The sequence below is a fragment of the Leifsonia sp. 10L418 genome, assembly GCF_056395445.1.
Map to the genome: position 1 here is coordinate 486,918 of NZ_JBFTJN010000001.1, position 19,262 is coordinate 506,179.

Here is a 19,262-nt window from a genome sequence, read left to right on the forward strand (position 1 = left end):
GGCCGGCCTCAGCCCGGCCCCTTCGCTGCCTGGTTCTAGTCGAAATGCGGGTCGTAACCCGCAGCCCGCAGCACGTCGACGACCTTCTGGCGGTGCTCCGGTCCGCGGGTCTCGACGCTGATGTCGAGCTCGACTTCGCTGATCTGCAGTCCGACGCCGTGCCGGGTGTGAAGCACCTCGATCACATTGGCGTGCGCCTCGGCCAGAAGTTCGGAGATGCGGGCGAGCTGGCCCGGGCGGTCGGGCAGCATGATGCGCAGCGTCAGGTACCGGCCGGAGGCGGCCAGACCATGGCTGATCACGCGCTGCATGAGCAGCGGGTCGATGTTTCCGCCGGAGAGAATGGCGACGGTCGGACCCGACGCGGTGATCTTGCCGGCGAGGATCGCGGCAACCGAGACGGCTCCGGCCGGTTCCACGACCAGCTTCGCCCGTTCGAGCAGCACGAGCAGGGCCCTGGCGATGTCGTCTTCGGTGACGGTGACGATCTCATCGACGATTTCCTTGATGATTTCGAAGTTCAGCATGCCGGGCCGTGCAACAGCGATGCCGTCGGCGATGGTCGGCTGAATGACGATCTCCGTCACCCTTCCGGCCTCGATCGACAGCGGGTAGGGCGCGGCGTTTGCCGCCTGCACGCCAATGATCCGCACATGACGGCCCTCGAGTGCTGCGCGCTGCTTGAGTGCGCCGGCGACACCGGAGATCAAACCACCTCCACCGATGGGAACGACGACGGTCTCGACATCCGGAACCTGGTCGGCAATTTCGAGACCGACAGTTCCCTGGCCGGTGATCACATCGATGTGGTCAAACGGCGGGATCAGAATCGCGCCGGTCTCGGCCGCGAAATCGGCTGCGGCCTGCAACGGCTCGGCGACGGTGTGGCCGCGCAGAATGACCTGCGCGCCGTAGTCGCGCGTGGCCTGCAGCTTCGGCAGGGGAACCCCGACCGGCATGAAGATCGTGGCCGCGATGCCGAGCTCGCGCGCGGCGAACGCCACGCCCTGGGCGTGGTTGCCGGCCGACGCGGCGACAACGCCGCGCGCCTTCTCCTCGTCGGTCAGCTGCGACAGCCGATTGTAGGCACCACGGATCTTGTAGGAGCCGGTGCGCTGCAGGTTCTCGCATTTCAGGTGAACGCTCTGGCCCAGCACGTCGCTGAGGTAGCGCGACGTCTCCATCGGAGTGACCCGGGCAACTCGTGCGACGACAGCGCGCGCAGCTTCGAAATCAGCCAGGCTGGGGCCGACAAGGGTGATGTCTGTCATTCGTTCTTCTCTTCCAGGTTGCGACGAAATCCGGGGCGGCTCTGCGGAACGGTCCGCCAAAGCGGAGAGCTCGGGGCCAGAAGGATCTGCGGCGGAGTTGTCCGCCAGACACCGCTCGAAATGTAGTTGACCATGACGTTGAGCACCGCGGCGACGGGAACGGCGAACAGGGCGCCGGGGATGCCGGCCAGCAGCGAACCGGCGGCGACGACGAGCACCACGGCCAGCGGATGCACTTTCACCGCGGTGCCCATGATCAACGGTTGCAGCACGTGCCCCTCGAGCTGCTGAACCAGCAGCACGACGCCGAGCATGAGCAGCGCGATAAACGGACCGTTGAAGATCAGGGCGATGAGCACCGCGACAATTCCCGTGGCCACCGCTCCGACGATCGGGATGAACGACCCGAGAAACACCAGCACGGCGATCGGAATCGCCATCGGCACACCGAGAATCGCCGCGCCGAGCCCGATACCGACGGCGTCGAGGGACGCCACGAGGATCTGCACCTTGACGAAGTTGCCGAGGGTTGCCCAGCCCGCGATACCGGCGCCGCTCACGGCTGCCCGAGCACGCCGCGGGAAGACCCGCACGATCCACGACCAGATTCCTTTTCCATCGATCAGGATGAAGAGCAGGCTGAACAGGGTCAACAGCAGGCCGGTGAGCAGATGTCCGAGCGAGATTCCCACGGTGAGAGCGCCGCTGACGAAAATCTGGCTGTCGGCTTGAAGTGAGGACCAGGCTTGGTTCAGAAAATCGGAAATCTGCGCGTCGGTCAGATGCAAGGGAGAGGCAAGGAGAAAGTCTTTGAGCTCCTGGTACGACGTGGCGAGACGATCTGAGAGCCCGGCGGATCCATCGGCAATCTGGGTTGCCGCGAGGGTGATCAACCCGCCGACGATGGCGAGGGCGCCGATCATCGATGTGGCAACGGCCAAGCCGCGCGGCCAACGGTGGCGTACCAAGAAGGCCACGAGCGGCAGCAAGAGCGCTGAAATCAACACGGCAACCAACAGCGGAATGACGATGAGCCGCAGCTGCACGATGAGGAAAATGAACACGGCGATCGCCGCGGCGATCAGCAACAGACGCCACGACCAGGCACCGGCCAGTCGAACGCCGCCGGGGATCGACTCGTCGATGCGAGTGTTCGAAAGTTCCGGCGTGCCGGAATCAGGCGTGACGACGTCGGGGGCAGCCGGCCGATTTCGACCGCGAAACCACGTTCCCCAACCCGATTTTCCCGTCGATTCGTTCACTCACCCAGTCTAGGACCGAGCATTGCCCTCGCATGTCGGCGCCAGGAGTTAGGGTCGAATCGATGACTGACACTCTCTCCCCCGCCCTTGCTCGACGTGTTGCCCTTGCTGCCCAGGGTTTCGGGCGCGCTCCGGCGCGCACTCCCGCGCGGGCACCGGGCATCCGTCAGCTCGACTCGCTCGTCAACCGTCTGCAGTTGCTGCAGATCGACTCGGTCAACGTGTTCGAGCGCAGCCACTACCTTCCGGTGTTCAGCCGACTGGGCGCCTACGACAAGGCGGTTCTTGACCGGCTCACCGCGGCGAAGACCGGGCGGTACACCGAGTATTGGGCGCATGAGGCATCAATTCTGCCGCTCGACACCTGGCCGCTGTTTCGCTGGCGCATGCAGGCTTACCGCGACCATGCGGCCGGTGACGCCGCGCATTGGTCGCACGCGAACCGGGCCATGCTCGAGTGGCTGCGTGCCGAGCTGGCTGAGAAGGGCCCACTGCCCGCCAGCGAGATCGAGCACGATGCGAACAAGCGCAGCGGCCCCTGGTGGGGCTGGTCGGATGTGAAGACGGGCCTCGAGGTGCTGTTTCGGTGGGGCGAAGTGGTCAGCGCCGGGCGCAACCGATTCGAGCGCGTTTATGCGCTGCCGGAGCAGGTGCTGCCGACGGAGTTGCTCGACCGGGAGGTCAGCCGGGAGGATGCCCACCGCGCGTTGATCGCGCGGTCGGCCGCCGCTCATGGGGTCGGCACAGTGAAGGACTTCGCGGATTACTTTCGATTGAAGACCGCCCCGACCCGCCAGGCGATCCAGGAGCTGGAAGAAACCGGCGAGTTGATTCCGGTCACTGTTCCCGGCTGGGGCGCCAGTAGAGGTTCAGCCAGCACGGCCGGGGCCGCCTGGCTGCATCGCGATGCACGACTGCCGCGCTCCATCGATGCGGCAACCGTGCTCTCCCCGTTCGACCCGGTGGTCTGGGAACGCGCTCGCGCCCTGCGGCTGTTCGACTTTCACTACCGCATCGAGATCTACACTCCGAAACCGCAGCGCGTATTCGGCTACTACGTGCTCCCCGTGCTGCTCGGCGACACAATCGTCGGCCGGGTTGACCTGAAGAACGACCGGCAGGCCGGTGTTTTGCGCGTGCAGGCCGCGTGGGCCGAGCCGGGCGCACCCGCCGACGCCGCCGCCCGGCTCGCCCCGGTGCTGCGCGAGGCGGCCGCGTGGCAGGGTCTCGGCGAGATCGTCGTGGCGCCGACCGGCACACTCGCCGGGGCATTGGCCGCTGAGTTGCGCTGATCAGCTAGAAGGTGCGACCCATCGTTTCCAAACGCGCGACCCGGTCCGCGATCGGCGGGTGGGTGCTGAACAGCTTGTTCATCATGCCCGGCTTCAGCGGGTTCGAGATCCACAGGTGCGACATCGACGAGTTCTGACGCCTCATCGGACGCCCATAGGCTTCGAGCTTCAACAGCGCACTGGCGAGCGCATCCGGGTGCCGAGTGGTCATCGCGCTCGTCGCATCCGCCAGGTATTCACGCTGACGTGACACGGCCAGCTGAACCATGGTGGCCACCAGGGGCGCCACCAGCATCGCGACGAGACCGAACACCATCACCACGGGGTTGCCGTTGTTGTTGTTATTGCGGCCGAAGAACGCCATGCGCAGGAACATGTCGGAAATGAAGCCGACCGCGACGACAAGACCGAAGACGATCATCGACACGCGGATGTCGTAGTTCTGCACATGACCGAGCTCGTGGGCCATCACGCCTTCGAGCTCCGAGTCGTCCATGATGTCGAGCAGCCCGGTCGTTGCGGCGACCATGGCATGCTCCGGATCACGGCCGGTGGCGAAGGCGTTGGGCGCCGGGTCGTTGATGATGTAAATCTCGGGCATGGGCGTGCCGGTGGTGATCGACAGATTCTCGACCGTGTTCCAGAGGCGGGGGTGGTCGGCCTTGCTGTTGACCCTGATTCCACCGCTCATCGAGATCGCCTGACGACCCGCCATGAAGTACTGGAACACGGCGTAGGCCGTCGCGAAAACCAGCGTGAAGATCAGGATCGAATAGCTGCCATGGCCGTAGACATAGTTCGCCAACCAGCCGAGCCCGCCGATGATGACGAGAAAGAACAGGATGATGAAAACGGTGTTGCGCTTATTGCGCGCGATCGCGCTATACATCGACGCCTGCCGTTAGAACTGAACGCGCGGCGGCTCCGCAATTGCTGCGGAGTCGGCGACCTCGAAGAAGTCGCGCTGGCTGAAGCCGAGGTTCTTGGCGATCATATTGTTCGGGAACACCTGAATCTTCGTGTTGAACTCGCGCACGCCACCGTTGAAGAAACGGCGCGACGCCTGAATCTTGTCTTCGGTGTCGACCAGTTCGCCCTGCAACTGCAGGTAGTTCTGGCTCGCCTGCAGCTGCGGGTAGGCCTCGGCCACGGCGAAGATGCTCTTCAGGGCGGTCTGCATGTGGTTCTCAGCAGCGGATGCCTCGGCTGGGCTCTGAGCGGACAGAGTTTCGGCGCGTGCCTTGGTCACATTCTCGAAGACGCCACGCTCGTGTGCTGCATATCCCTTGACCGATTCGATCAGGTTGGGGATCAGATCGGCACGTCGCTTGAGCTGCACCGTGATGTCGCTCCAGGCCTCATCAACACGAACTTTCAGCGTGATGAGCGAGTTGTAGGTTGCCCAGAAGTAAATGCCGACAATGAGGGCAAGTACAACGACGATGAGAACCGGGATGAGCCATTCCATGGCAGCGACTCCTTGTGATTGTGCGGGCAGACACGCCCGTAGATGGTGCAAAATCCATACTATCTGCGGCGCCAGGGGCTCCCATGCGCTTCCCATGACTCTCCAAGGTAAGTGGCGGCGCGCTCCCACTCCCCCGGCGGCCGAACGGGCCGTATGCTCACTGCATGAGTGAGTCGCCGGAGGTCAGCGCGCAGGGTCGCGGGCGTCCGAGAGGGCGCCCCCGAGCGGGTGCGGAGACTGACACTCGTTCGCTCATTCTGCGCGCTGCCGGAGTCGAATTTGCTGACAAGGGTTACGAGGCGGCGTCGCTTCGAGCGATTGCCCGCCGGGCCGGCGTCGATCCCGCCCTGGTGCATCACTATTTCACCGACAAGGCCGATCTCTTCGCCGAGACCATCCAGGCGCCGTTCCGACCAGACCTCGTCGTGCCGCGCATCCTGGCCGGTCCGCGGGATCGCGTCGGCGAGAGTCTCGCCCGATTCGTGCTGACCGCGCTCTCGTCCCCCGCCGCGGAAGCCAAGGCTGTTCTGGTGTTGCGCACCGCCATCGGGCACAACGCGGCGAGCCGAATGCTCCGCGAGTTTCTCGTGCGCGAGGTGTTCCACCGCATCGCTGCCGGTGTCGACGCTCCTGACGCAGAGTTTCGGGCGGCGCTTGCTGCCTCGCAGGTCGTCGGCACGATCGTTGCCCGGCACATCCTGAAAATCGAGCCGCTGGCCAGTGCGCCGATCGAGGATGTCGTGGCGCGAATCGGGCCGGTATTGCAGTGGCATCTGATCGACTACACGCCATCGTCCGGGCCCCGATCGAACGAAGGCGCTAGCCCCTTGACAGTCCCGGAAACACGAGCGAATAATTCATCACATGGTGAATAACGAGGGTCCGGCCATCCTCATCGACAACCTGGTGGTTCGTCGAGGTCGCACCCCTGTGCTTCACGGGTTGAACCTGGAGATCGCGCGCGGTGGCGTGGTCGGACTGCTCGGCCCCAGCGGATGCGGCAAGACCACGTTGATGCGCGCGATCGTGGGGGTGCAGGTGGTGAAGTCGGGCACCGTCACGGTGCTCGGTCAGAACGCCGGATCGCCCGCTCTGCGCCATCGCTTCGGCTACGTCACCCAGTCATCGAGCGTCTATGACGACCTCACCGTGCGACAGAACCTGCAGTATTTTCGTGCGGTGCTGAAGGTTCCGAAATCCGACGTCGACCGGGTGCTCGACGAGACCGATCTGCGCGCTCAGGCCGGTCAGCTTGTCTCGTCGCTCTCCGGCGGTCAGCGCAGCCGGGTCTCGTTGGCCGGCGCCCTGCTCGGCACGCCAGAGCTCCTCGTGCTCGATGAACCAACAGTCGGCCTCGACCCCGTGCTGCGTGTCGACCTCTGGGCTCTCTTTCACCGCCTGTCGGATGCGGGAGTGACATTGCTGGTGTCGAGTCACGTCATGGACGAAGCCACCCGGTGCGACCGGCTGCTGCTGATGCGCGACGGTGAGATTCTGGCCGACGACACCCCAGCGGGACTCCTCGCGTCAACCGGCGCGGCCGACACCGAGACCGCGTTCCTGACGCTGATCGAGGGGCCGGCGACCCGGAAGGCTTCGACGCCAGACCCGACGTCGACCACGCAGCCGCCGACGACCGACGAGAGGAATGCGTCGTGAACCCGCAGCGCACGCTCGCCACCGCCGGCCGCATCCTCAGCCAGATTCGTCATGACCCGCGCACGATCGGGCTGCTGCTCATCGTGCCGAGCCTCTTGATCGGCCTCGTCGCCTGGATCTTCTCGGACACCGACACCTTTTCGGTGATCGGGCCGTCGATGATCGCCCTGTTCCCGTTCATCGTGATGTTCCTGGTCACGAGCATCACCACACTCAGGGAACGCCGCACCGGCACCCTCGAGCGGCTGCTGTCGATGCCGCTCGGCAAAGGTGACCTGATCCTCGGCTACACCCTGGCCTTCGGGCTGCTGGCCGTGTTGCAATCGTCGATAGCCGTCGGCTTCGCGGTCTGGGTCTGCGGACTCACCATCGAGGGATCGATCTGGCTGCTGCTCGCGGTCGCCGTCGCCGACGCGATCCTCGGCACCACGCTCGGGTTGCTCGCCAGCGCGTTCGCGAACACCGAATTTCAGGTTGTGCAGTTCATGCCGGTGATCGTGTTCCCGCAGATTCTGCTCGGCGGCATTTTCATCGCCCGGTCCGACCTTCCCCCCGGACTGCAAGAGATCAGCGATTGGCTGCCACTCTCGCATGCGATCGACGCAATGCAGGCGGTGGCGACCGACTCGCACGATGCCGCCTACATCGGCGGCGAGCTGCTCATCCTCGGCGCCTGGATCGTCGGAGCGATCGTGGTCGGTTCGGTGACGCTGCGGCGTCGCACGCCGTAATCGCCGCGGCCGCCAATAAATGTGGCGCAGTGGGTTGCACTCCACCAAAAGATCCCGCTACGTTATTGCATACGCCATCTGACGAAAGGAGCCGCATCGTGATTACTTCAGCACAAGCATTCGCATCTCGCACCACCGCCGGCTTCGTCGGCGTCTTCACCGCCTGATCGGCCAGTAGATAGCCCACCGGTCCAGACGGTGGTGACGCTTTCGAAGCTCGACCAGGCAGCATCCGCACTGCTGTGCACTCGCCTGCCTCAGGTCATTCACCCCCGCTCACGGCGCGCGTCTTCGCGCAGCCGTCTCGGCCGCTTTTGAGCGGCCACCCCGCTATTCGGCGACCCCGGACGCTCTGCAGAGCGCCCGAATTCGCTGACCTCTGACTCAGAGTCATCAAAGGAATCAACCACCATGAATACCCATCTGGCGCCCCTGCCCGGGCTCCACCCCCACCCGCCCCAACCCGAGAGCGCTCCGGAGAGACGCACACCCGTGCGCCGTGTCGGCCCTCTCGATCGTGCCGCCATGTATCTCGGCGTTGCGCTCATCCACTGGAGTCGCCGGCCCGCTCGGGCCGCGGCGCGACGCGAGCGACCAGGCTTCAACGCCGAAGAGCTCGAACGTCGCAGAGAAACGGACCACAATCTCGCTCTCGCGATGATCCCGTTTCGGTAGACATCAACGCACAGAATGGCATCAACGCACAGAATGGGTCGTCACCGAGGTTTCTTCCTCGGTGACGACCCATTCGCCGTCGAAACGACGGGCGAGCGGTCGCAGCTCGCACCCTAGGCGCGGTTGGCGAGTACCTCCTGCAACCAGCGATAGGACGACTTGGGCGTGCGCGTCTGATCGTCGAACGTGACGTGCACGAGCCCCTGTCGCTGGGTGTAGCCGGCCTCCCATTCGAAACCGTCGAGCAGCGACCAGACGAAACAACCGCGCAGGTCGACGCCGTGCGCGACTCCCCCGGTTCCGACCGCGTCGAGCGCGACACTGAGGTGCTCGGCGAGATAGTCGATGCGGAGCGGATCGTCGACCTCTCCGTAGATGTCGGCGGCGTCGGGGTAGCCGGCTCCGAGCGCGGTCAACACCACCGGTGGAAGCGCCTCGGCATACCGATCGCGGAGCTCTTGCAGCGCGACGCCCAGGTACTCGGGCGCGTTCGGGCGCCCCGCACCGGTGACAGGATGCTCACGCAAGGTTTGAAGATGGAACGGCAGCCGGGTCACCGGTCTTCCCGAACCGGCGGCCTCGGCGTCGATCTCCGCGGCCCGGCGCGACCCGGCCGGGGCGGCTCCGGACCCCGCAGCGACCCGAGACGGCCCGACATAGTTCAGTCCATAGAAGTCAAGTGGCTGGTGGATGACCCGGAGGTCGTCCGGGTCGGTCTCCGTGAGCATCCGTGCGTCTGACGCGAACGGTTCCGGCGGTGTCGGGTAGCGCCCGAGCAGCACCGCATCGGCGACGAGGTAGTTGTGCAACAGGTCATAGAGATCGGCATAGATGCCGTCTTCTTCACGGTCGGTGGCCGGCTGCACCGGGGAGTGCGCGTGGGTAATCCCGATCTGGCCACGCACATCGGCGGCGCGCAGGCCCTGCACGGCCAGGCCGTGGCCGAGCAGCTGGTGGTGCGCGGTCGGGAGGGCGTCGAAAAGCAGGGTGTCGCCCGGCGCCTGGGTGCCGAACAGGTAGCCGTTCAGCATCACGGTCGACGGTTCGTTGAGCGTGACCCAGGAGTGGATGCGGTCGCCGAAGACTCCGCCGACCTCATAGGCGTAGTCGCCGAAGCGGCCGGCTGTGTCGCGGTTGCGCCAACCGCCGCGGAGGGTGGCCGGGGTGTCCCAGTGGAACAGGGTCGCCATCGGTGAGATGCCGGCCGCGAGTAGTTCGTCGAGCAGACGGTCGTAGAAGGCGATGCCGGCCCGATTGAGTGCGCCGCGGCCATCGGGCTGCAGACGAGGCCAGCCGAAGGAAAACCGATAGCTGTCGACGCCGAGTTCGGCCAACAACGTCACATCTTCGCTCAGCCGGTGGAAGTGGTCGGCCGAAACCGAGGCGTTTGAGCCGTCGACGATGCGTCCGGGCTGGGTAGTGAACCAGTCCCAGACCGATTCGGCGCGCCCGCCGTCACGCGCGCCGCCCTCCATTTGAAAGGCGGATGTCGCGGTGCCGACCTGGAATCCGGCCGGTAGGCGATCCCCGAGTTCCGAAGCCCGACGGGGCCATTCGCGGGTGGCCGGGCTGTTGCGTGTCATCGTCGAGGAGTCTTTCGGGTCGGTGTTCGTGAAGCGGCGCTCGGGGTCAAGCCTGACACGAACCACGACGCGATCGTCACCGTCACGTGTGACGGTCCCGGCGAAACCGCTACCCCGCCTGGAGCCGCGCTATCTCTGCACGAGCCTTACTCACGAGCTCGTCGTTGGTATGCGCGTGGCCCCACAGACCCCAGCCGCCTGGAGTGGCTTCGGTCAGGAGAACCCAGGTGCGTTCCGACAGACTCGGATCGCCCGCCGCGTCGGCGACGATCTGGACGAACTGCGCGACGACGGCGAGCTGTTTGTCGCGGTCGAGAGCGCCGGCATTGGTCAGCACCTGTACCCGCACGTAGTTGCTCTCGCCGTCGACGTTGGCGATCGTGCCGGGCGCCATGTCATGAATGAACCCGGCCGTGTTCTGCCGGAACATCGGGATGTCAGGAACTTGTTCAATCGCCTTGAGGGTATCTGCGAGCTTCACCGCAAGCGCGTGCGGGTCGCTGAACGTACCGGCAGTGGCATACACATCGATCATCGGCATGGCCGACCTCCATCTCAGTTAGAACCACTATGACGAGAAGACGGGCAACAATCGAGGCCGTCGGCGAGATCTGCCGTTCTGCTTATCGTCCGATTTATCGTCCGAGCACTCTGTCGAGATAGACATTGGTGAAGCGGCGTTCCGGGTCGAGCCGGTTGCGCACCGCGACGAACTCGTCGAAATGCGGGTACACGGTGCGCAACGACTCCGCGTTTTGAAAGTGCATCTTGCCCCAGTGCGGGCGCCCGCCGTGGCCACGCATGATCGCCTCGACCGCCATGAAGTACTCGGTGGGGTTCTCCCGAAAATACCGGTGCACGGCGATGTAGCCGGTGGCCCGGCCGCCCGCGGTCGACATCCAGAGGTCGTCGGCAGCGGCGGAGCGCACCTCGATCGGGAAGGAGATCTTCCAGCCACGCTTCTCAATCAGCGCACGCACCTCGCGCAGGGCGTCGGGCACCGCCTCGAGCGGGATCGCGTATTCCATCTCCCGAAACCTCACGGTGCGGTTGGTCACGAACACGCTCGGTGACAGATCGGTGAAGTCGCGGCGGCCCGAGACCTTCTCGGCCATCCGGCTGAAGCTCGGCACCAGCGGCGGGATCGCGGCGCCAAGCCCGCAGGTCACCCGGTACAGCCCGTTGGCGAGCAGCTCGTCATCGACCCACCGCCCGAACCGAGGCAGCGGTGCGCGGGCGGCATCCGTGGGGAGCCGGGTGTTGGTTTTCGTCAGCGCGGTCTGGGTGTGCGGAAACCAGTAGAACTCGAAGTGGTCGACGGCGGCCGAGCGTTCGAGAAAGCCGTCGATCACCGCGTCGAGCGGCTCGGCGATTTCGACAGCGTGAAGCAGGAAAGCCGGTACGCATTGAATGGTCACGTCGACGAGGATGCCGAGGGCGCCGAGTCCGAGACGGGCCGCGGGCAGCAGCTCGGAATTTTCGGTTTCGCTCACATGCAGCACGCTGCCGTCGCCGGTGATGAGGGTGAGGGCGACGATCTGGGTGGCCAGGCCGCCGAATGCTCCCCCGGTGCCGTGCGTGCCGGTGGAGGTGGCGCCCGAGATGCTCTGCCGGTCGATGTCGCCCATGTTCGCCAGAGCCAGCCCATAGGGGGCGAGCAGCGCGGGCAGCTGATGCAGACGGGTTCCGGCCGCCAGGGTCACTCGTCCGGCCGCTTCGTCGACGGCGATGACGCCGCTGATGTCGTTCAGGTCGAGTTGCACGCCGGTTGCCACGGCAATGCCGGTGAAGCTGTGCCCGGCGCCGACCGCTTTGATCCGCATTCCTGCCTTGCCGGCGGCGATGACGGCGCGTTGTACCGCCTCAGCGCTCGTGGGCCGTTCGACACGTTTCGGGCGCACCTTCTCGGTGCGTGCCCAGTTGTGCCACACAGCTCCGCTCGCCGTCATAGAAATGCCTTTCCTTCGCCTCGATAAGTGGGGATCATGTCGACGACGGTGCCGTTGTCGACCAGCGCGAACTCGTTGACGTGCTCGCTGAGTTCGCCGGATTTGGTGTGACGCAACCAGACGCGGTCGCCGACCGCCAGCCGCGCGGCATCGGGCCCGGTCAACGGGGATTGCACCTCGCCCGCCATCTCGCGGGGCACCATCTGCAGCCGTTCCGGCCAGACGATGCGCGGCATCCGGTCGACGCCGGGCGGGCCGGATGCGATCCAGCCGCCGCCGAGAAGTGTCGCCATCTCCGGGGTGGGCTTCCGCACGACCGAGAGCGCGAATGCCGCGGCAGGTGCGGGCTGGAAGCCGGAGTAGTTGTCGAAGAGGTGTCCGCCGAAGAAACCGCTACCGGCGGCGATGTCGGTCACCGACGTGTCGTCGTGGGTGCTCTCCAGTGACCCGGTTCCGCCGCCGTTGACGAACTCGAGGTCGGCGACGAGGCGCACCGCGGCGACGGCCGCCGCGCGACGCTCGGCGAGCTCGGGGATTGACTGCTTGCGCATCCAACTGTTGATCCGGCCGCCGACCGGCTTACCGGCCGGCTTGTCGCCGACTCCGGCGATCTGGGCCTCGTAGCCCATCATTCCGACGAGGGCGAAACCCGGACGGGAGACGATGGCGATGGCCAGGGCATGGGCTGCTTTCGCCGTGTGCACCGGCGAACGCCAGACGCCGAGGTGACCGAGCACCGGGGCATCCCATGAGGAGTCAAGCTCGAGGCAGACCCGGATCGTCTCGCGCTGGTCCGGTGCGATCACGGAGTCGATGAAGTCGAGCTGCGCAATCGAATCGACCATCACGGTGACCTTCGCCGCGTACTGCGCCGAGCGACCGAGGCGTTCAATCGCCGCGCGGTCGGCGGTCGGGTAGCCGACCACGATGTCGTCGACGGTGTCGGAGAGCCAGAGCGCTTCGGCGAGCGTATAGGCGAGCACGCCCTGATAGCCGGGCGTGGCCAGGATCGCCTCGATCACGCTGCGCACCCGGATCGACTTGGTGGCGACCCGGATCGGGGTGCCCTGCGCCCGCGCCAGCATGTCGTGGCTGTTGTGCCGCAGCGCGTCGAGATGGATGGCCGCGACCGGGGCGTCGAGGTGCGCGGTCGCAGCCGTCAGCTCGGGCCAGTACCGGGCCGGGGCAAGCCAGGGGGCCGATGCCGCGCGTTGGGAGAGGTCCACGGTCACGGTCATCGCACCGACTTCACTTTCGCTACGGCCAGGGCACCCGCGAATGCGAAGACCCCCGACAGGATGAACAATCCGAAGAATCCGCCGAGTGCGGCAACGGCGGCCGCGCCGAGCAATGGCGCGACGGCCTGCGGAACGGCGGTGGCGATGTTCATGATCCCGAGATCCTTGCCGCGCGAGGCCGGGTCGGGCAGCACCTGGGTGGCGAGCGCCTGGTCGACCGAGAGGAAGCATCCGTAGCCGAGGCCCAGCAGCCCCGCCGCGACCATGGCGGCGGTCAAGTCGGGAATGAACGCCAGCATGAGCGCCGCGACGCCCTGCAAAGCGGATGCCACAAAGACGAACACCTTGCGGCGACCGAGTTTGTCGCTGAGCTGGCCGAGAAAGATCGACGCGATGATCACGAACACCATGTAGATCAAGGTGAGCAGGATCAAGTCGTCTTCGGCGTTCTTGTCGTTCAGACCGAACATCAAAAAATACAACAGCAGGGTGGTGCCGAGGGCGTTGCCGAAGTTCACCAGCACCCGGCTGAGCAGCGTCCAGCCGAAGTCAGGGTGCTCCCGCGGGCTGATCCACAGGCTCTCGATGATGGCGCGACGCGTCATCGGTTCGCGCTGCTCGGGGGTCAGCACTGCGTCGGGCAGGAACAGGAACGGAACGACCAGGAGCAGCAGCAGGATGGCGACGACCGCGTAGCCGGCGAAGGTACCGGTGAACAGCATGGTCACGAGCAACAGCCCCAAGATGATGCCGACGGCTTGCGGCGCGGATAGCCACCCCGACACGTAGCCGCGCTGGTTCACTGGAACCTGGTCGGAGATGGTGGCGGTCAGGGCCGCGGTCAACACGCAGAAGCCGGTGAGGGCGAGCGCCCAGAACACGCCGATCCCGACCAGGCTCTGCTGCACGCCGAGCAGCAGCAGCGCCGCCGCGAACAGCACGGATCCGCCCGCGATCCACGGCCGGCGGCGGCCGAATCGCGAGGTGGTGCGGTCGGAGAGGGCTCCGGTCAGCGGATAGGCGACGATCGCGCAGAGACCCGCGATGCCCGAGATGATGCCGAAGGCGACAACGCTGTCGACCCAGTTTTCGGGATGCAGTTGTTTATCGATCTGCGCGGGCAGCAGCAGCTGCACCGGCGTGAGCTGGGCCATCCAGATGCCGAGCCAGGCCGTCGCGAAGGCGGCGATCCAGCGGCCCGGCACGCGCCGGGTCGGTTCGGCGAAGACGCCGACGAGGGCTGTGTCATGACCGGAGCCGTGCGTGCCGTGGCCGGAGCCGGAGTGCTGACTGGTACCCATGCTGTCGCTGTTGCTCATGCCGGCCTCGCCAATCCTGCGACGGCATCCGCCGCAAAATCCATGATGGATGCCGCGGCTGCGTCATCCCGATTCACCAACCAGGCCAGGGTCAGCCCGTCGGTGAGCGCAATGAGGATGCGCGCCACCTCCTCGACCGGTCGATCCCAGACCACGTTTGTCGCCTCAGCGCCGGCAGCGAGTGCCGTCGATGCAAGGGCGTAGTAGTGCTCGTACTGCATGCGGGCGAGGTGCTCCCCCGCCGGGGTGCGCAACGCATAGTGCGTCAGCTCGAACATGGCCTTCTCGCGCTGCGGGTCGGCGTGCATCGAATCGAGGTAGCTCTGGATTCCGGCGCGCAGTACATCGCGCACTGTCGCTCCCGCCGGGGTCTCTGGCAAGGCGACGGACTGCTCTTCTTGCCTGACGACCTCGCGGATCAGTTCGGCCATGAGCTCGTCGTGTGACGCGAACGCGTAGTGGAAACTGGCGAGCGACATTCCCGCCTCGGCCACGATGGCGCGGGTGGTCGCAGCGGTGACGCCGCGCTGGGCAACGACGCGCAGCGCCGCCTGAATCAGCGCATCTCGGCGCTCAGCAGTAGGGATGCGTGGCACGAGGCCCCCTCACACTCCGACGGGTAAGAAGTGGGTCAAATGACCCAGTCGCAAGTATGCACCATGAACCGCCCATCCGGCACTATCGTCGTACCGTGCGCTTAGGAGTTCTCGACGTCGGATCCAACACCGTTCACCTTTTGGTGGTCGATGCTCATGAGGGCGCCGTGCCGTTGCCGCAGGTGTCCGACAAGGCGGTGCTGCGCTTGATGCGCTATCTCACCCCCGACGGCGCCATCACCGAAGAAGGCGTGCTGGCCATTATCGCCGCCGTGCAGAATGCGGCGAATGTCGCCAAACAGCACAACATCGACGAGCTTCTCCCGTTCGCGACCTCGGCGCTGCGTGACGCGACGAACGGTCCCGAGTTGCTGGCGCGGGTGGAACGCGAGACCGGCGTCGCCCTGCAGGTTCTGTCGGGTGAAGACGAGTCGAGACTCACCTTCCTGGCCGTTCGGCGCTGGTACGGCTGGTCGGCCGGTAACATCCTGCTCTTCGACATCGGCGGTGGCTCGCTGGAGATCGCCAGCGGCGCGAACGAGATTCCCGACGTGGCGGTGTCACTTCCGCTCGGTGCCGGCCGTTCGACCGTCGGCTTCTTGCACAACGACCCTCCCCTGCCCGAAGAGGTGACCGCGCTTCGTGAGCACGCCGCCCAGGTGCTGACGGACGCCGTCAGCGCGTTCGCCGGCCAGCCGGAGCCACATCACATCGTCGGTTCGTCGAAAACGATCCGGTCGCTGGCGCGGCTCGCCGGTTCGACCCAGGATGGAGTCGGCTCGCTCGATCGCATCCTGCTGCGCCGCTCACAGCTCAATGACTGGGTGCCGCGTCTGGCCCGGATTCCCGCCGACGCCCGTCCGGCTCTGCCCGGCATCACGGCCGATCGCACCTTTCAGATCGTGGCAGGCGGAATCGTGCTCGGCGAGGCGATGGCCGCCTTCGACGCGACCGCGCTCGAGGTGTCGCCCTGGGCGTTGCGTGAGGGCATCATCCTGCGGTACCTCGACCGGCTCTGAGCGACCGGCGATCAAGCCGAACCGGCGATCAAGCCGAACCGGTGATCGAGCCGAACCGGTGATCGAGCCTGTCGAGATCCGGTGACCCGGTCTCGAGATCGGCTCGCGAGGTCTCGACAAGCTCGACCAACGAAGGTCTACTGCAACGCCGACGTCAGCCGCGCGAGACTGTCACCGATCTTCCCGGCGACCGAGCGCTGCTCCCAGGCAACGGGGTCAAGCAGTCGGCTGTTGGCCCGGTAGCTGTTCTCGACCACTCGCATCCGGTCGACGAAGTCGCGACCGTGCACGAGCACCGAGACCTCCATGTTGAGGCTGAATGAGCGGATGTCCATGTTGCTGGACCCGACGACCGCGACGTCATCGTCAACGGTGAAATGCTTCGAGTGCAGCACGGTCGGGGCCCGGTAGAGGTAGATCTTCACCCCGGCATCGAGCAAGGCCTGATAGTAGGAGCGCTGGGCGTGGTAGACCAACGCCTGGTCACCGATCTCCGAGACGAACAGTTCGACATCCACGCCGCGGTTCGCCGCCGTCACGATCGCCAGAAGCGTCGACTCCTCGGGGACGAAGTACGGGCTGGTGATGCTGACCCGGGTTTTCGCATTGTGGATCATCATCGCGTAGAGCTTGAGGTTGTTGTCGTTGTCAAAGCTGGGGCCGCTCGGCAACACCTGCGCGTCGAGCAGTGCGGGACTATCGCCCAGCACGACCGGGCTGGTGTCGAGCGGCAGGAGCACGCCCGATTCGCTGTACCAATCGGTGACGAAGACGGCGTCGAGCTCCCGCACGACCGGCCCTTCGACCCGCACCATCAGCTCATGCCAGTGCAGCCCGCGGGCGATGTTCTTCTTCTTCAGGTAGGTCGAGTCGATCAGGTTCTGCGAGCCGGTGAACCCGGCGCGGCCGTCGACGACGACGAGTTTGCGGTGGTTGCGCAGATCCGGCCGTTGCCACTGCCCGCGGAGCGGTCGCAACGGAAGCATCGCGTACCACTCGATTCCGGCATCCGCCAGAAACTTCTGGGTCTCTTTTCGGTTGGGATACATCAAGCCGGACAGGTGGTCGGAGAGCACCCGCACGGTGACGCCGCGGGCTGCGGCCCGGGCGAGGGCGTCGAAGAAACCGGCGGTGGATGCGTCGCGCACGAGCACATAGAACTCGACGTGCACGAAGCGGGTCGCGCCGTCGATCTCGCGACTCATCGCGTCGAAGGAGCCCTGGTAGTCGTCGATGAGCTCTGCGGTGTTGCCGCCGAGCATCGGGAGCGCGCCGAGCTTCTGATTCAGGCGCACCGCGGAGCGCAGCCAGTCGGGCCAGTCGTCGCCGTGGCTGACCAGCTCGAGGCCCTGGGTGCGCGCGAGCATGAGCTCGTTCACCTCGCGCTGCTTGTCACGGCGGTGCTTGGGCAGCTTGTTCAGCCCGATCAGCAGGAAGACGGCTGCGCCGACGAAGGGAATGAAGATGATGGCGAGGATCCAGGCGATGGCGGTCGACGGCCGTCGGTTCGCTGAGATGAAGACTGCCGCGACGAAGATGATGACAACGTGCAGTGCGAGCAGGAGGTATGTGACGAGGTCGAAAGTGTCGTTCATGCGTTAGAACGGCCAGATGAATGGCACGAGAAACACGGCGACGAGCAGGAACAGGGCCATCAGCGGCAGCCCCAGTTTCCAGTAGTCGCCGAAACGATAGCCGCCCGGCCCCATCACCATGGTGTTCGCCGGTGTCGCCACCGGGGTGAGGAAGGATGCGGCGCCTGCCACAGCAACGGCCATCAGCAGCGGCATCAGCGAGATCCCGGTTTCCACCGAGATGGCGACCGCGATCGGCGCCACGATGAGGGCGGTGGCCATGTTGCTGATCAGCTGGCCGAGCACCAGGGTCACCCCGGCGATGCCGAGAATGAGGAGGTAGGGGCTCGACGCACCCACCACGTCGACCAGGCCGTTGGCGAGCAGGTCGGCCAAACCGCTCGACTGGATGGCCGTGGACAGCGGGATCATGCCGCCGACGAGCAGCAGGGTGGTCCAGGAGATCGAACGGTGCGCCTGCTGCACGCTCAGCACCCGCAGCAGCACCATCGCGCAGGCGGCGAGCAGCGCGGCGACGGCGGGCGGCACGAGCCCGGTGGCGAGAAGAATGACCATTCCGGCGAGCACGACGAGTGCCGACTTGGCGCGAGGGCCCATCGGAACGGCCTGGCGGCGCACCGTCTGAGGCGCGTCGATCACCACGACGTTGGGGTCGGTCGTGTTCACGTCGAGGGCATCCCAGGGGCCGCGGAGAAGCAGAACATCACCCTCGGCGAGCTGGGTCTCGCCGAGGTCTTCGCCTGAACGCTGGATGGCGACGATCACCAGGTCGCCGCTCGCGGTGACCATGCCGGGAAACGCCCGGTCGCCGACGAACTCAGAACGGGGCGGGATGACGACCTCGGTCAGACCGTAGCGCTTGCTGATCAGGTCCTCGGGCGGAAGCGAGTACTGGTGGGCGAGCACGCGAGCGTGATCGCTTAGGTCGCGGGGCATGAAGTCGGCGCTGCGCTTCGGAAGCAGCTTCGGGCCGAGGAACACGACGATGAGCATCGTGCCGAGAACGAGCGGGATGCCGACCAGCCCGAACTCGAAGAAGCCGATCGGCCGCGCACCGGCGTTGACGGCGAGTTCGGAGACGAGAACGTTGACCGGGGTGCCTGTCATCACCAACAGGGATCCGGCATGGGCGCCGAATGCGAGGGGCATCAGCAGCTGTGACGGCGACTGCGAGGTGCGGATCGCCATCACCACGACCATCGGCAGCAGGGCGGCGACGGCGCCGTTGACGCTGATCAAGGCGGCGACGATCGCGACGAGGATCATGATGAAGGTGATGATGCGGCGCCGGCTGGTGCCGGCCTTATCGATGAGTTGGGAGCCGGCCCACGTCGTCACGCCCGTGGCGTCCAGGCCCTCACTGACGACGAAGAGTGCGGCGATGAAGACGACGACCGGGTCGCCGAATCCGGCAAGCGCCTGTTCGAAAGACAAAACGCCGGTGGCGTAGAGCACCAGTGCGACGCCGATGGCGACCACGCCGACGGGGAGCTTGTTCCACACGAAAACGACCACCGCCACCAGAAGCACGGTCAGGGTAATCACGATGTCGTTCACAGCCCCTGAGGCTACACGCTCCGGGGCTCCGGGCCGATCCCCGTCGCC

Annotated in this window: 17 protein-coding genes; 5 read left to right on the forward strand and 12 right to left on the reverse strand. The window is 65.8% G+C overall.

The window, feature by feature from the left end; all coding sequences use genetic code 11:
• Nucleotides 1-35: 35 nt before the first annotated feature.
• Both ilvA and AC1DCF_RS02280 read right to left on the reverse strand, forming a co-directional pair.
• On the reverse strand, nucleotides 36-1,271 hold the full coding sequence (gene ilvA, locus AC1DCF_RS02275; RefSeq protein WP_477209592.1) for a threonine ammonia-lyase: 1,236 nt from the start codon (nucleotides 1,269-1,271) through the stop codon (nucleotides 36-38).
• Entirely contained in the window at nucleotides 1,268-2,533 is a 1,266-nt protein-coding gene (locus AC1DCF_RS02280) for an AI-2E family transporter (RefSeq protein ID WP_441792414.1), read from the reverse strand. Before AC1DCF_RS02280 ends, ilvA begins: the two co-directional genes overlap by 4 nt.
• Nucleotides 2,534-2,595: 62 nt before the next feature.
• Here AC1DCF_RS02280 and AC1DCF_RS02285 point away from each other — a divergent pair, with 62 nt between their 5' ends.
• Nucleotides 2,596-3,825 carry a winged helix-turn-helix domain-containing protein gene (locus tag AC1DCF_RS02285; RefSeq protein WP_477209593.1) on the forward strand — a complete coding sequence of 410 codons (1,230 nt, stop codon included), beginning with the start codon at nucleotides 2,596-2,598 and terminating at the stop codon, nucleotides 3,823-3,825.
• A 4-nt stretch (nucleotides 3,826-3,829) separates the two neighbouring features.
• Here the strand turns inward: AC1DCF_RS02285 and AC1DCF_RS02290 are convergent, their stop codons facing one another.
• Both AC1DCF_RS02290 and AC1DCF_RS02295 read right to left on the reverse strand, forming a co-directional pair.
• Nucleotides 3,830-4,714 carry a M48 family metalloprotease gene (locus AC1DCF_RS02290; RefSeq protein WP_477209594.1) on the reverse strand — a complete coding sequence of 295 codons (885 nt, stop codon included), beginning with the start codon at nucleotides 4,712-4,714 and terminating at the stop codon, nucleotides 3,830-3,832.
• Nucleotides 4,715-4,726: 12 nt separating this feature from the next.
• On the reverse strand, nucleotides 4,727-5,293 hold the full coding sequence (locus tag AC1DCF_RS02295; RefSeq protein WP_477209595.1) for a LemA family protein: 567 nt from the start codon (nucleotides 5,291-5,293) through the stop codon (nucleotides 4,727-4,729).
• A 164-nt stretch (nucleotides 5,294-5,457) separates the two neighbouring features.
• On the opposite strand from AC1DCF_RS02295, the gene AC1DCF_RS02300 reads away from it, so the two are divergent.
• From AC1DCF_RS02300 to AC1DCF_RS02310, 3 genes are read left to right on the forward strand one after another with little or no spacing between them, the layout of a single operon-like run.
• Entirely contained in the window at nucleotides 5,458-6,168 is a 711-nt protein-coding gene (locus AC1DCF_RS02300; protein WP_477209596.1) for a TetR/AcrR family transcriptional regulator, read from the forward strand.
• The gene (locus AC1DCF_RS02305) at nucleotides 6,158-6,952 is read left to right on the forward strand and encodes an ABC transporter ATP-binding protein (RefSeq protein ID WP_477209597.1); all 795 of its coding nucleotides are present in this window, start codon (nucleotides 6,158-6,160) and stop codon (nucleotides 6,950-6,952) included. Before AC1DCF_RS02300 ends, AC1DCF_RS02305 begins: the two co-directional genes overlap by 11 nt.
• Nucleotides 6,949-7,683, forward strand: coding sequence for an ABC transporter permease (locus AC1DCF_RS02310; RefSeq protein WP_477209598.1), 735 nt, complete (start codon nucleotides 6,949-6,951; stop codon nucleotides 7,681-7,683). The genes AC1DCF_RS02305 and AC1DCF_RS02310 overlap by 4 nt, the downstream gene beginning before the upstream one ends.
• 788 nt (nucleotides 7,684-8,471) lie before the next feature.
• Here the strand turns inward: AC1DCF_RS02310 and AC1DCF_RS02315 are convergent.
• The 6 genes from AC1DCF_RS02315 to AC1DCF_RS02340 form a co-directional block, all read right to left on the reverse strand.
• Nucleotides 8,472-10,007 carry a glycoside hydrolase family 1 protein gene (locus AC1DCF_RS02315; protein ID WP_477209599.1) on the reverse strand — a complete coding sequence of 512 codons (1,536 nt, stop codon included), beginning with the start codon at nucleotides 10,005-10,007 and terminating at the stop codon, nucleotides 8,472-8,474.
• Between the two features lie 43 nt (nucleotides 10,008-10,050).
• Nucleotides 10,051-10,482 carry a tautomerase family protein gene (locus AC1DCF_RS02320; protein WP_477209600.1) on the reverse strand — a complete coding sequence of 144 codons (432 nt, stop codon included), beginning with the start codon at nucleotides 10,480-10,482 and terminating at the stop codon, nucleotides 10,051-10,053.
• 94 nt (nucleotides 10,483-10,576) lie between these two features.
• On the reverse strand, nucleotides 10,577-11,890 hold the full coding sequence (locus tag AC1DCF_RS02325; protein WP_477209601.1) for a D-arabinono-1,4-lactone oxidase: 1,314 nt from the start codon (nucleotides 11,888-11,890) through the stop codon (nucleotides 10,577-10,579).
• A complete protein-coding gene (locus tag AC1DCF_RS02330; protein WP_477209602.1) occupies nucleotides 11,887-13,128 on the reverse strand; it encodes an alanine racemase in 1,242 nt (413 codons plus the stop codon). The genes AC1DCF_RS02325 and AC1DCF_RS02330 overlap by 4 nt, the downstream gene beginning before the upstream one ends.
• Nucleotides 13,125-14,447, reverse strand: coding sequence for an MFS transporter (locus AC1DCF_RS02335; RefSeq protein WP_477209603.1), 1,323 nt, complete (start codon nucleotides 14,445-14,447; stop codon nucleotides 13,125-13,127). The genes AC1DCF_RS02330 and AC1DCF_RS02335 overlap by 4 nt, the downstream gene beginning before the upstream one ends.
• Complete coding sequence (locus tag AC1DCF_RS02340; protein ID WP_477209604.1) at nucleotides 14,444-15,043, reverse strand: TetR/AcrR family transcriptional regulator; 600 nt, start codon at nucleotides 15,041-15,043, stop codon at nucleotides 14,444-14,446. Before AC1DCF_RS02340 ends, AC1DCF_RS02335 begins: the two co-directional genes overlap by 4 nt.
• Before the next feature lie 95 nt (nucleotides 15,044-15,138).
• Between AC1DCF_RS02340 and AC1DCF_RS02345 the strand changes: the two genes are divergently transcribed.
• On the forward strand, nucleotides 15,139-16,062 hold the full coding sequence (locus AC1DCF_RS02345; protein ID WP_477209605.1) for a Ppx/GppA family phosphatase: 924 nt from the start codon (nucleotides 15,139-15,141) through the stop codon (nucleotides 16,060-16,062).
• A 137-nt stretch (nucleotides 16,063-16,199) separates the two neighbouring features.
• Here the strand turns inward: AC1DCF_RS02345 and cls are convergent, their stop codons facing one another.
• Together cls and AC1DCF_RS02355 are read right to left on the reverse strand one after the other, a co-directional pair.
• On the reverse strand, nucleotides 16,200-17,657 hold the full coding sequence (cls, locus tag AC1DCF_RS02350; protein ID WP_477209606.1) for a cardiolipin synthase: 1,458 nt from the start codon (nucleotides 17,655-17,657) through the stop codon (nucleotides 16,200-16,202).
• A 3-nt stretch (nucleotides 17,658-17,660) separates the two neighbouring features.
• Nucleotides 17,661-19,214, reverse strand: a complete 1,554-nt coding sequence (locus tag AC1DCF_RS02355; RefSeq protein ID WP_477209607.1) for an SLC13 family permease — start codon at nucleotides 19,212-19,214, stop codon at nucleotides 17,661-17,663.
• Nucleotides 19,215-19,262: the final 48 nt, after the last annotated feature.

Bases quoted from the DNA above. Each gene is read 5' to 3' on its own strand.
- cls (WP_477209606.1), bottom strand. From the start codon at position 17,657: ATGAACGACACTTTCGACCTCGTCACATACCTCCTGCTCGCACTGCAC.
- AC1DCF_RS02335 (WP_477209603.1), bottom strand. From the start codon at position 14,447: ATGAGCAACAGCGACAGCATGGGTACCAGTCAGCACTCCGGCTCCGGC.
- AC1DCF_RS02325 (WP_477209601.1), bottom strand. From the start codon at position 11,890: ATGACGGCGAGCGGAGCTGTGTGGCACAACTGGGCACGCACCGAGAAG.
- AC1DCF_RS02330 (WP_477209602.1), bottom strand. From the start codon at position 13,128: ATGACCGTGACCGTGGACCTCTCCCAACGCGCGGCATCGGCCCCCTGG.
- AC1DCF_RS02295 (WP_477209595.1), bottom strand. From the start codon at position 5,293: ATGGAATGGCTCATCCCGGTTCTCATCGTCGTTGTACTTGCCCTCATT.
- AC1DCF_RS02285 (WP_477209593.1), top strand. From the start codon at position 2,596: ATGACTGACACTCTCTCCCCCGCCCTTGCTCGACGTGTTGCCCTTGCT.
- AC1DCF_RS02320 (WP_477209600.1), bottom strand. From the start codon at position 10,482: ATGCCGATGATCGATGTGTATGCCACTGCCGGTACGTTCAGCGACCCG.
- ilvA (WP_477209592.1), bottom strand. From the start codon at position 1,271: ATGACAGACATCACCCTTGTCGGCCCCAGCCTGGCTGATTTCGAAGCT.
- AC1DCF_RS02305 (WP_477209597.1), top strand. From the start codon at position 6,158: ATGGTGAATAACGAGGGTCCGGCCATCCTCATCGACAACCTGGTGGTT.
- AC1DCF_RS02300 (WP_477209596.1), top strand. From the start codon at position 5,458: ATGAGTGAGTCGCCGGAGGTCAGCGCGCAGGGTCGCGGGCGTCCGAGA.
- AC1DCF_RS02290 (WP_477209594.1), bottom strand. From the start codon at position 4,714: ATGTATAGCGCGATCGCGCGCAATAAGCGCAACACCGTTTTCATCATC.